8 protein-coding genes are annotated in these 12,199 nt (G+C 53.8%); 2 read left to right on the top strand and 6 right to left on the bottom strand.

What is annotated here, in order from left to right; all coding sequences use genetic code 11:
• Positions 1-31: 31 nt before the first annotated feature.
• The 3 genes from yacL to CUN67_RS03450 form a co-directional block, all read right to left on the bottom strand.
• Positions 32-394: a protein YacL gene (gene yacL, locus CUN67_RS03460; RefSeq protein ID WP_208714018.1), complete on the bottom strand. Its 363-nt coding sequence runs from the start codon at positions 392-394 to the stop codon at positions 32-34.
• Between the two features lie 171 nt (positions 395-565).
• Positions 566-3,163, bottom strand: a complete 2,598-nt coding sequence (gene acnB, locus CUN67_RS03455; protein WP_208714017.1) for a bifunctional aconitate hydratase 2/2-methylisocitrate dehydratase — start codon at positions 3,161-3,163, stop codon at positions 566-568.
• Between the two features lie 295 nt (positions 3,164-3,458).
• Positions 3,459-4,454, bottom strand: coding sequence for an aldo/keto reductase (locus tag CUN67_RS03450; protein WP_208714016.1), 996 nt, complete (start codon positions 4,452-4,454; stop codon positions 3,459-3,461).
• 98 nt (positions 4,455-4,552) lie between these two features.
• On the opposite strand from CUN67_RS03450, the gene CUN67_RS03445 reads away from it, so the two are divergent.
• Positions 4,553-5,470 carry a LysR family transcriptional regulator gene (locus CUN67_RS03445; protein WP_208714015.1) on the top strand — a complete coding sequence of 306 codons (918 nt, stop codon included), beginning with the start codon at positions 4,553-4,555 and terminating at the stop codon, positions 5,468-5,470.
• 256 nt (positions 5,471-5,726) lie between these two features.
• The gene (locus CUN67_RS30650) at positions 5,727-5,873 is read left to right on the top strand and encodes a Hok/Gef family protein (protein ID WP_208714014.1); all 147 of its coding nucleotides are present in this window, start codon (positions 5,727-5,729) and stop codon (positions 5,871-5,873) included.
• Positions 5,874-6,015: 142 nt separating this feature from the next.
• Here CUN67_RS30650 and lpdA read toward each other — a convergent pair whose 3' ends face one another.
• From lpdA to aceE, 3 genes are all read right to left on the bottom strand, one after another.
• Positions 6,016-7,440, bottom strand: coding sequence for a dihydrolipoyl dehydrogenase (gene lpdA, locus CUN67_RS03435; RefSeq protein WP_208717058.1), 1,425 nt, complete (start codon positions 7,438-7,440; stop codon positions 6,016-6,018).
• A gap of 174 nt (positions 7,441-7,614) precedes the next feature.
• The gene (gene aceF / locus CUN67_RS03430) at positions 7,615-9,489 is read right to left on the bottom strand and encodes a pyruvate dehydrogenase complex dihydrolipoyllysine-residue acetyltransferase (protein ID WP_208714013.1); all 1,875 of its coding nucleotides are present in this window, start codon (positions 9,487-9,489) and stop codon (positions 7,615-7,617) included.
• A 14-nt stretch (positions 9,490-9,503) separates the two neighbouring features.
• On the bottom strand, positions 9,504-12,170 hold the full coding sequence (gene aceE / locus CUN67_RS03425) for a pyruvate dehydrogenase (acetyl-transferring), homodimeric type (RefSeq protein ID WP_208714012.1): 2,667 nt from the start codon (positions 12,168-12,170) through the stop codon (positions 9,504-9,506).
• Between the last annotated feature and the right edge of the window lie 29 nt (positions 12,171-12,199).

Genomic DNA, 12,199 nt, shown 5'->3' with positions numbered 1-12,199 from the left:
CGATTGAGATGACGTGAGATGCGGTGGCCGGTTATTTCCCTGCCAGAAATTGCCGGTATGCCGCAATCACCGCCAGAAAATCCTCTACGCCGCAGAATGACAGGCTCTCTTCATCGTAATAGGTCATGCCCTCCTCCAGCCCGTCATCCTCCAACGCCAGCTGATTGGCCCGAATCATCACCTCTTCCTCATCCAGCCAAATCGTGTATTCATGGCCGACACGCTGCCACTGTTGATGGGTGCCTTTTACCTGCTGCGCGGCGGCTTCAACCTCATCCAGCAAAGCCAGATTGTCATCAACCTCTTCGTTGAACCAGTGCCCCACCGCTTCGTGGTCCATCGACATACGCACTTTGACCTTGCCGGTCAGATCGCGCAAAAATTCATACTCCATGTGTATAACCTCTTACCAATGGCGCGCCGCGTGGCACTGCCTGAATTCATTTTGTGCGCAACACGCTGAATAAAGTGGGATCGCGCTCGCATTATGTCAGGCCACGGCCGACGAAAAAAGGGCGTAAAAAAAGGGGCGATTCGCATCGCCCCTTGTTACTTGTGCCGCCGATTACAGCGCGGTCTGGAAGATCACGTTGTCTGCTTTATCGGTGTACTGATTCAGCTGGTCAAAGTTCAGGTAACGGTAAGTATCTGCCGCGGTCTTATCAACCTGCGTCATGAACTGCTGATACTCGTCCGGTGTCGGCAATTTGCCCAGCAGCGATGCGACTGCTGCCAGTTCCGCAGACGCCAGATAGACGTTAGCTCCGGTGCCAAGACGGTTCGGGAAGTTACGGGTTGAGGTGGACACCACCGTGGCACCGTCTTTCACTCGCGCCTGGTTACCCATGCAGAGTGAACAACCAGGGATCTCAATACGCGCACCGCTCTTACCGAACACGCTGTAGTAGCCTTCTTCGGTCAGCTGTGCCGCATCCATCTTGGTTGGCGGAGCCACCCACAGACGGGTCGGCAGCTGACCTTTGTGCGCATCCAGCAATTTACCGGCGGCACGGAAGTGACCGATGTTGGTCATGCAGGAGCCGATGAACACTTCATCAATCTTCTCGCCCTGCACGTCAGACAGCAGACGCGCATCGTCCGGATCGTTCGGCGCACACAGGATCGGCTCTTTGATTTCTGCCAGATCGATGTCGATCACCGCCGCATATTCGGCATCGGCATCACCTTCCAGCAACTGTGGATCGGCCAGCCATTTCTCCATGCCCTCGACGCGACGCTCCAGCGTACGACGATCGCCGTAACCCTCGGAGATCATCCACTTCAGCAGCACGATATTCGAGTTGAGATACTCGATGATCGGCTCTTTATCGAGTTTGATGGTGCAACCCGCAGCAGAACGTTCAGCAGAGGCATCGGTCAGTTCGAACGCCTGCTCCACTTTCAGTTTCGGCAGGCCTTCGATTTCCAGTACGCGGCCAGAGAAGATGTTTTTCTTACCTTTCTTCTCAACGGTCAGCAGGCCCTGTTTGATCGCGTACAGCGGGATCGCATGCACCAGATCGCGCAGGGTAATGCCTGGCTGCATTTCGCCTTTGAAGCGCACCAGCACCGATTCCGGCATATCCAGCGGCATCACGCCCGTTGCCGCAGCAAACGCCACCAGACCAGAACCGGCCGGGAACGAAATACCAATCGGGAAACGGGTATGCGAGTCACCACCGGTACCCACGGTATCCGGCAGCAGCATACGGTTCAGCCAGCTGTGGATCACGCCGTCACCCGGACGCAGCGACACACCACCACGGTTCATGATGAAGTCTGGCAGGGTGTGGTGCGTGGTCACGTCTACCGGTTTCGGGTAAGCGGCAGTGTGACAGAAGGATTGCATCACCAGATCGGCCGAGAAGCCGAGGCAGGCCAGGTCTTTCAGTTCATCACGGGTCATGGGACCGGTGGTGTCCTGAGAACCGACCGAAGTCATTTTAGGTTCGCAGTAAGCGCCAGGGCGGATACCTTCGACACCACAGGCGCGACCCACCATTTTCTGCGCCAGCGAGAAGCCACGGTTGCTGGCGGCGACATCTTTCGCTTGCAGGAAGACATCGCTGTGCGGCAGCCCCAGAGATTCGCGTGCTTTAGACGTCAGGCCACGACCGATAATCAGCGGAATACGACCGCCCGCACGCACCTCATCCAGCAACACTTCAGTTTTCAGTTCGAATGTCGCCAGCACTTCATCGGTGTCGTGGTTACGCACTTCACCTTTATACGGGTAGACATCAATGACATCGCCCATATTCAAACGATCAACGTCCACTTCGATCGGCAGTGCGCCAGCATCTTCCATGGTGTTGAAGAAGATCGGAGCGATTTTACCGCCGAGGCACAAGCCACCGCCCTTCTTGTTGGGAACATACGGAATGTCGTCACCCATAAACCACAGCACCGAGTTGGTGGCGGATTTACGCGAAGAACCGGTACCCACGACGTCACCGACGTAAGTCAGCGGGAAGCCTTTCTGCTGCAGTGCTTCGATCTGTTTGATCGGGCCGATGTTACCAGCATCATCGGGTTCGATGCCTTCACGCAGGTTTTTCAGCATCGCCAGCGCGTGCAGTGGAATATCCGGGCGAGACCATGCATCCGGTGCCGGGGAGAGGTCATCGGTGTTGGTTTCGCCGGTCACTTTGAACACGGTTACGGTGATTTTTTCTGCCAGTTTTGGACGCTTCAGGAACCATTCAGCATCGGCCCAGGACTGGATAATTTTTTTTGCGTGTGGGTTACCCGCTTTGGCTTTCTCTTCGACATCGTAGAAGTTATCGAACATCAGCAGCGTATGGGACAGGGCTTCTGCAGCAATCGGCGCCAGAGTCTCATCATCAAGGGATTCAATCAATGCATGGATGTTGTAGCCACCCTGCATGGTGCCCAGAAGTTCGACTGCTTTTTCAGGAGTAACCAGAGGAGAGTGGGCTTCGCCCTTTGCTACAGCGGCCAGGAAACCGGCTTTTACATAAGCCGCTTCATCAACACCTGGCGGGACACGGTTGACCAACAGGTCAGTAAGGAATTCTTCTTCACCCGCTGGCGGGTTTTTCAGCAGTTCAACCAGCGCGGCCATTTGGGAAGCATCTAACGGCTTAGGTACGATTCCCTGGGCAGCACGCTCGGCAACGTGCTTACGGTATTCTTCTAGCACGACGTTCTCCTCGCTCTCATTGTATAGCTTTCCGGTGCACCCTGTGACGCAGTCCAAAAGTAGGGTGAGGTGCCCGGTTCCGCGTCGGCCAGCATAGCAGCATTTCGGCTGATTGTTAATCTGTTTACAAAAAAGCAACATTCTTTTGTGGAACAGAAGATTGTACGGGGCATCCCGACACGAATCGTGGCGGCGCGATTTATCGCGCGCTTTTGGCAGGAGGTTTGGTCATTTGATGTGAGCAGCGCAATAAATTGCGCCGCTACAAAATGTGCTATCGCTCTCAGGTTAACCTTTAGCGATCGACCAGCACAAACTCCGTGGCGTTATAACGCTCACCCTGAATCTGTTGCGGATCGAATAGCGTATCCAGCGCGCTGATGTCGGCACTGCGTAATGATAAGGCTGCGGCGGCACAGTTTTGTTCCAGATGACTGATTTTGCTGGCTCCCGGAATCGGCACAATAAACTCGCCTTTTGCCAGTACCCATGCCAGCGCCAGTTGTGCCGGGGTGGCGTCATAACCTGTGGCCATCTCTGTCAGCTGATTCACTAACTTCTGGTTATGCGCCTGAGCGTCCTGCTGGAAGCGCGGCAGAAAGCGGCGAAAATCATCCTCCGCCAGCGTTTCCGCGGCAGGGAATTTACCGGTCAGGAAACCGCGTCCCAGCGGGCTGTAAGGCACAAAACCGATGTTAAGCTCACGGCAGGCGGCAAAGATCCCCTGCTCCGGATCGCGTGACCACAATGAATATTCACTTTGCAGGGCAGAGATAGGATGTACCGCACAGGCGCAGCGCAGCGTCGCCGGGGAGACTTCCGACAAACCGAGATACTGAACCTTCCCTTCGCGTACCAGGTCGGCCATCACGCCAACGACCTCTTCAATCGGGACTGCCGGATCGAGGCGGTGTTGATACAGGAGATCAATGCTTTCCACTCCCAGACGCTGGAGCGATCCTTCCACCGCAACACGGATATGCGCCGGATCGCTGTTTACCCCCGTCACACGCTCCCAGCCCTCCCCCTGATCGTTGATACGGAAGCCAAACTTGGTCGCCACTTTAATGTCTTTACGCCCCTTCAGGGCTTTTGCCAGCAAAGTTTCATTGGTAAAGGGGCCGTAGACTTCAGCCGTATCGAGAAAATCGACGCCCAGTTCAAAGGCGCGAGCCAGGGTATTCAGCGCCTGCTGCTCATCATTAGGACCATAGGCAAATGACATCCCCATGCAGCCCAGCCCCAGTGCCGAAACCTGTAATCCCTGATTGCCTAATTGACGTTGTTGCATTGCTTCATCCTCTTCGCTGTCGATGTTATTGTTATAACCCTCAACAATGACCGCAACAATTGAGGCATTTTTGCCGATTTAGTGAGTGAAATTCAGTAATGAGCCAATATCGCGCCACGCTACAGGAACTTGAGATGTTTGCCGCTATTGCCCAGCATCTGAGCTTTCGTAAAGCCGCTGGAGAACGCAATATCACGCCATCGGCACTTAGCCATGCGATGCGTAATTTTGAACAACGCCTCGGGATGCGACTTCTCAATCGCACCACCCGCAAAGTGGCACTGACGCCCGCCGGGGAGCGCTTTCTCCAGCGTATCCAGCCCGCGTTACAGGATCTGGCACAGGCGGTTGATGAACTGAATGACTGGCGCAGCGACCCACAAGGGAACCTGCGTATCAGTATCCCGCGTTCAGCCGAAGCCCTGTTTTTTCAGTCACTTATTTTGCCGTTTATGCAGCGCTATCCGCAGATCAGCGTGGAGATCGACAGTAACGATTCGCTGGTGGATATTGTGAGCGCAGGTTTTGATGCGGGTGTACGTTATGGTGCCGTGCTGGCGCAGGATATGGTGGCGGTGCCGTTTGGCGAACCGATGCGTGCAGTGGCGGTCGCCACCCCGGCATTCATTGCCCACCACGGTGTGCCACAAACTCCCGCAGAGTTGCTGCACTTTCCCTGCATTGAGCGACGCTTTCCCAGCGGGCGTCGCTATCGCTGGGAGTTCTGGCAGGATGGGCAGAAACAGGAGGTGGCCGTGCGCGGCTCCCTGATACTGGACAATAACGAACGGATTCTGCAAGCCGCACTGGCGGGAACGGGGATTGCTTTTTTACATCAGGGCACCGTGGCTGAAGCGCTAAATAGTGGGGAACTGGTAGAAATCCTGCCGGATTTCACCCAGGTAGAAGAAGGCTTCTGGCTTTATTATCCCAGCCGGAAATATATCCCCACGCCGCTGCGCTATTTTATTGACTGGCTTAAAGAAAAAATGAATATAAATAATAAACATCGTTAATAGAACAACTAAATAATAAAACAAACCTCAGAAAAAAGAATAAAAATAAAAGGTGAAAATAATAAAAAACAGATTAGACTGCCTGCGGGCGCTTGAGACAATCTGTCTTAAGCATCAGAAATGATATTGAGGTGGATTGTGGAGAGTTTGCTCGCGGGATTAATTTTACTTAACCACCGCGAGCGAGCGACTACCCAAAACACCTAGCAATGTCAGGGTAGTCGCTTGCTCGCTTTAAATCAAGGAGCAAGTGACGATGAGGTCAACATTCAGCAAACTGATTATCAGCGGAATCATTTTATTAGGATTCTGTCTCATCAACCGCAATTCATTATGTGAGTTACGATTGAGAATATTCACAGCTGAATTATCAGCGGTTATGGCCTGCGAAGGCAGACCGTAGAAACTTCATTAAGCGGGGATTTTTCCCCGCTTTTCCGTCATTGTCCTGGCGTTAGCTCAGGCGCCCATTTCATTATTCCATTAAAATGAACGCGTAATAAAAAACGGCTCCCTTAAGGAGCCGTCTGTTTATTTCTCAGCGCTTATTTCTTTTTCGCTTTCGGGTTCGGCAGGTCGGTAATGCTACCTTCGAACACTTCCGCCGCCAGACCAACGGATTCATGCAACGTCGGGTGCGCATGGATGGTCAGCGCGATATCTTCCGCATCACAACCCATTTCGATGGCCAGACCGATTTCACCCAGCAGCTCGCCGCCGTTGGTACCGACAATGGCACCACCGATAACACGATGCGTTTCTTTGTCGAAAATCAGCTTGGTCATACCGTCAGCGCAGTCAGAAGCGATAGCACGGCCAGAAGCCGCCCACGGGAAGGTGGAAATTTCGTAGCTGATGCCTTTTTCTTTCGCTTCTTTCTCAGTCAGACCCACCCATGCCACTTCTGGCTCGGTGTAGGCGATTGACGGAATCACTTTCGGATCGAAGTAGTGCTTCATACCGGCGATAACTTCAGCCGCTACGTGGCCTTCATGCACGCCTTTATGCGCCAGCATCGGTTGACCCACGATGTCACCGATAGCATAGATATGCGGCACGTTGGTGCGCATTTGCTTGTCAACGCGGATGAAACCACGGTCGTCCACTTCTACGCCCGCTTTACCAGCATCCAGGCCTTTACCGTTCGGTACACGGCCAATCGCCACCAGCACTGCGTCATAACGCTGGGCTTCGGTCGGCGCTTTTTTACCTTCCATGGAAACGTAGATACCGTCTTCTTTCGCTTCAACGGCAGTCACTTTGGTTTCCAGCATCAGGTTGAATTTCTTGCTGATACGTTTGGTGAAAACTTTCACCACGTCTTTATCGGCAGCCGGGATCACCTGGTCAAACATTTCAACCACGTCGATCTCTGAACCCAGCGCATGGTAAACGGTACCCATTTCCAGGCCGATGATACCACCGCCCATCACCAGCAGACGCTTCGGTACTTCTTTCAGTTCCAGCGCATCGGTGGAGTCCCACACGCGCGGATCTTCATGCGGAATGAACGGCAGTTCAATCGGACGAGAACCGGCAGCAATGATGGCGTTGTCGAAGTTGATGGTGGTTGCACCGCCTTCACCCTCTACCACCAGCGTGTTAGCACCGGTGAATTTACCCAGACCATTCACCACTTTCACTTTACGGCCTTTGGCCATACCCGCCAGACCGCCGGTCAGTTGAGTGATAACTTTCTCTTTCCAGGTACGAATTTTGTTGATGTCGGTTGAAGGCTGGCCAAACACGATGCCGTGTTCTTCCAGTGCTTTCGCTTCTTCAATCACTTTCGCTACGTGCAGCAGCGCTTTTGACGGGATACAGCCTACGTTCAGACATACACCACCGAGGGTGCTGTAGCGCTCTACCAGTACGGTTTCCAGACCTAAATCAGCGCAACGGAAGGCTGCAGAGTAACCTGCAGGACCTGCCCCAAGTACCACGACTTGAGTTTTAATCTCTGTACTCATCATGACCTCTTATTAGATTTCCGGCGGCCAGACGCGAACCTGTCCCAGGCTCTGGATGCCCTTATTCCACCGGCACATTTCACCGCAAGAGTTTACAGAATTGTTAATAAACTGCCAACCGCGGCAACTCTGAATGCGTACAACAAGGCCGGCATTTGCCGGCCTTGATTAACTTCACATCACCAGACGGCGAATATCCGACAGCATGTTGTTGATAATGGTGATAAAGCGCGCACCATCAGCACCATCGATCACGCGGTGGTCGAAGGAAAGAGAGATCGGCATCATCAGACGCGGCGCAAACTCTTTACCGTTCCATACCGGTTCCATCGCAGATTTGGACACACCAAGGATAGCCACTTCCGGCGCGTTAACGATTGGCGCGAAGTGCGTGGTACCGAGGCCACCCAGGCTGGAAATCGTGAAGCATCCACCCTGCATGTCGCCTGCGGTCAGCTTACCGTCACGCGCTTTTTTCGAGATCGCCATCAGTTCACGAGACAGTTCAGTGATGCCTTTTTTGTTCACATCTTTGAACACTGGAACCACCAGACCGTTTGGCGTATCAACCGCCACACCGATGTTGATGTATTTCTTCAGCGTCAGTTTCTGACCGTCTTCAGACAGTGAACTGTTGAAACGCGGCATCTGCTCCAGCGCAGCGGCAACGGCTTTCATGATAAACACCACCGGGGTGAATTTCACATCCAGCTTACGTTTCTCGGCTTCGCTGTTCTGCAGTTTGCGGAACGCTTCCAGATCGGTGATGTCGGTTTTGTCGAAGTGGGTAACATGCGGAATCATCACCCAGTTGCGGCTCAGGTTAGCACCAGAGATTTTCTGGATACGGCCCAGTTCCACTTCTTCGATTTCGCCGAACTTGCTGAAATCAACTTTCGGCCACGGCAGCAGGCCTGGCAGGCTACCACCGCTGGCAGCAGCAGCCGGTGCCGCTTCAGCGCGTTTCACCGCGTCTTTCACATACGCCTGCACGTCTTCTTTCAGGATGCGACCTTTACGACCGGTGCCTTTGACTTTCGCCAGGTTCACACCGAACTCGCGCGCCAGGCGACGAATCACCGGCGTGGCGTGGACGTAAGCATCGTTCTCAGCAAAGTCACTTTTCGCATCCGCTTTCGCCGCAGCCGGAGCTGCTGCCGGGGCGGGAGCCGCTTCCTGTTTCGCAGCAGGTGCGGCAGCAGCAGGCGCAGCGCCTTCTACTTCAAACACCATGATCAGCGAGCCGGTTTTGACTTTGTCGCCGGTGGCAACTTTCAGCTCTTTAACGGTGCCCGCAAACGGTGCCGGAACTTCCATTGACGCTTTGTCGCCTTCAACCACAATCAGAGACTGCTCAGCAGTGACTTTGTCACCCACTTTCACCAGCACTTCAGTGACTTCAACTTCATCACCGCCGATGTCAGGAACATTGACGTCTTTCGCGCCAGCCGCAGCAGCCGGGGCCGGAGCCGCAGCAGGCTGTGCCGCCGGTGCAGCCGCCGCCGGAGCAGCGCCTTGCGCTTCAAACACCATGATAAGTGAACCGGTGTTCACTTTGTCGCCGGTGGCAATTTTGATCTCTTTTACCACGCCCGCAAACGGTGCCGGGACTTCCATCGAAGCCTTATCGCCTTCCACGGTGATCAGTGACTGCTCAGCCGCAACGGTATCGCCCACTTTGACCAGAATCTCGGTGACTTCGACTTCATCGCCGCCGATGTCAGGAACATTGACGTCTTTGCTGACAGCCGCAGCAGCCGGTGCTGGTGCAGCTTCCGCTTTCTTCTCTTCTGCCGCAGGTGCAGCAGCTGCTGCACCCTCTGCGTCAAAGATCATGATGAGCGAACCAGTTTCAACTTTGTCACCGGTCGCAATTTTGATCTCTTTAACCACACCCGCCTGCGGCGAGGGAACTTCCATCGAAGCTTTATCGCCTTCCACGGTGATCAGCGACTGTTCGGCTTCTACCTTGTCGCCCACCTTGACCAGGATCTCGGTGACTTCAACTTCATCTGACCCGATATCCGGCACTTTAATTTCGATAGCCATTACTCTCTTACCTCTTAAGCCAGACGCGGGTTAACTTTATCGGCATCGATGTTGAATTTGGTGATCGCTTCTGCCACCACTTTCTTATCGATTTCGCCGCGTTTAGCCAGTTCACCCAGCGCTGCAACCACTACATAAGATGCATCCACTTCGAAGTGGTGACGCAGGTTCTCACGGCTGTCTGAACGACCGAAACCATCAGTACCCAGTACGCGGTAATCGCTGGCTGGCACGTAGCTGCGAACCTGCTCAGCAAACAGTTTCATGTAGTCAGTCGACGCCACGGCAGGTGCCTCATTCATCACCTGAGCGATGTAAGGTACGCGCGGGGTTTCTGTCGGATGCAGCATGTTCCAGCGCTCACAATCCTGGCCATCACGCGCCAGTTCGGTGAACGAGGTCACGCTGTAGACGTCAGAACCGATACCGTAGTCTTTCGCCAGGATCTGCGCAGCTTCACGCACATGACGCAGGATAGAACCTGAACCCAGCAGCTGAACTTTGCCTTTGCTACCGTCCACAGTTTCCAGCTTGTAGATACCCTTACGGATACCCTCTTCCGCACCCTGCGGCATCGCCGGCATGTGGTAGTTTTCGTTCAGCGTGGTGATGTAGTAGTAAACGTTTTCCTGCGCTTCGCCGTACATACGTACCAGGCCGTCATGCATGATGACTGCCACTTCGTAGGCATAAGACGGATCGTAAGAAATACAGTTCGGAATAGTCAGCGACTGAATATGGCTGTGACCATCTTCATGCTGCAGACCTTCACCGTTCAGAGTGGTACGACCGGAGGTGCCTCCCACGAGGAAGCCGCGCGCCTGCTGATCGCCCGCCAGCCACATCAGATCACCGATACGCTGGAAGCCAAACATTGAGTAATAGATGTAGAACGGAATCATCGGCAGATTGTTGGTGCTGTAAGAAGTCGCAGCAGCCAGCCAGGATGAACCTGCACCCAGCTCGTTGATCCCTTCCTGCAAAATCTGGCCTTTTTCGTCTTCTTTATAGTAAGCAACCTGCTCGCGGTCCTGCGGAGTGTACTGCTGACCGTTCGGGCTGTAGATACCGATCTGACGGAACAGACCTTCCATACCAAAGGTACGGGCTTCGTCCGCCAGAATCGGTACCAGGCGATCTTTGATCGACTTGTTCTTCAGCATCACGTTCAGCGCACGCACGAAAGCGATGGTGGTAGAGATCTCTTTGCTCTGCTCTTCCAGCAGTGCACTGAACTCTTCCAGTGCCGGCATTTCCAGCTTCTCAGTGAAGTGCGGCTGACGCGTCGGCAGGTAGCCGCCCAGCTTCTCACGCTGACCATGCAGATAGTTGTACTCTTCAGACCCTTTTTCGAAGGTCACGTACGGCAGTTTTTCAATGTTTTCATCGGCTACCGGCACATTGAAGCGATCACGGATGTAGCGAACGCCATCCATGTTCATCTTTTTCACCTGGTGAGCGATGTTTTTGCCTTCCGCCGTGTCGCCCATACCATAACCTTTGATGGTATGCGCCAGGATCAGGGTCGGCTGGCCTTTGGTTTCCTGCGCTTTTTTCAGTGCAGCATAGACTTTCTTCGGATCATGACCACCACGGTTCAGGGCGAAGATCTCTTCGTCTGACCAGTCTTTCACCAGCGCTGCAGTCTCCGGGTATTTACCGAAGAAGTGCTCACGGACGTATGCGCCATCGCGTGATTTGAAGGTCTGGTAGTCGCCGTCAACGGTTTCGTTCATCAGCTGGATCAGCTTGCCGCTGGTGTCTTTCTTCAGCAGCTCATCCCAACGACCGCCCCAGATCACTTTAATCACGTTCCAGCCAGCACCGGCAAAGATGCCTTCCAGTTCGTTGATGATCTTGCCGTTACCGGTGACCGGGCCATCCAGACGCTGCAGGTTACAGTTGATGATGAACACCAGGTTATCCAGTTTTTCGCGGACCGCGATAGTGATCGCGCCTTTGGATTCCGGTTCATCCATCTCGCCATCCCCCAGGAAGGCGTATACCGTCTGATCGGCGGTATCTTTCAGACCACGGTGCTCAAGGTATTTCAGGAATTTAGCCTGATAAATCGCATTGAGTGGGCCAAGACCCATAGAAACTGTCGGGAACTGCCAGAATTCAGGCATCAGTTTCGGGTGCGGATAAGAAGAGAGACCGTTGCCGTGTACTTCCTGACGGAAGTTGTTCATCTGTTCTTCGGTCAGACGGCCTTCAAGGAACGCACGAGAATAGATACCTGGAGAGATATGGCCCTGGAAATAAACCAGATCGCCGCCATTTTTCTCGCTACGAGCACGGAAGAAGTGGTTAAAGCACACTTCATAGATAGTCGCGGAAGACTGGAATGATGAGAGGTGACCACCCAGTTCCAGGTCTTTCTTCGACGCACGCAGCACCGACATGATGGCGTTCCAGCGAATTGCGGAACGGATACGACGTTCAAGGGAGGCGTTGCCCGGATAGTCCGGTTCGTCTTCAACGGCAATAGAGTTGATGTAGTTGCTGACAGCAGAAGAGCCTGCTGCAACTTTTACGCCGCCTTTGCGTGCAGCACTTAATACCTGGTCAATCAGATACTGCGCGCGCTCAACACCTTCTTCACGGATGACCGATTCGATCGCCTGTAGCCAATCACGAGTTTCGATCGGATCCACGTCATTGTGTAAACGTTCTGACATGGGGTGTATTCCTTATCTGTGTCTAATAC

It is taken from the genome of Pantoea cypripedii (assembly GCF_011395035.1).
Taxonomy (GTDB): Bacteria; Pseudomonadota; Gammaproteobacteria; order Enterobacterales; family Enterobacteriaceae; genus Pantoea; species Pantoea cypripedii_A.
This window is presented reverse-complemented; position numbering and strand designations above follow the sequence as displayed.

What these genes read in the sequence shown, in the direction of transcription:
- CUN67_RS03450 (WP_208714016.1), bottom strand. Translation starts at nt 4,454, where the DNA reads ATGCAACAACGTCAATTAGGCAATCAGGGATTACAGGTTTCGGCACTG.
- lpdA (WP_208717058.1), bottom strand. Translation starts at nt 7,440, where the DNA reads ATGAGTACAGAGATTAAAACTCAAGTCGTGGTACTTGGGGCAGGTCCT.
- aceF (WP_208714013.1), bottom strand. Translation starts at nt 9,489, where the DNA reads ATGGCTATCGAAATTAAAGTGCCGGATATCGGGTCAGATGAAGTTGAA.
- CUN67_RS30650 (WP_208714014.1), top strand. Translation starts at nt 5,727, where the DNA reads ATGAGGTCAACATTCAGCAAACTGATTATCAGCGGAATCATTTTATTA.
- CUN67_RS03445 (WP_208714015.1), top strand. Translation starts at nt 4,553, where the DNA reads ATGAGCCAATATCGCGCCACGCTACAGGAACTTGAGATGTTTGCCGCT.
- aceE (WP_208714012.1), bottom strand. Translation starts at nt 12,170, where the DNA reads ATGTCAGAACGTTTACACAATGACGTGGATCCGATCGAAACTCGTGAT.
- yacL (WP_208714018.1), bottom strand. Translation starts at nt 394, where the DNA reads ATGGAGTATGAATTTTTGCGCGATCTGACCGGCAAGGTCAAAGTGCGT.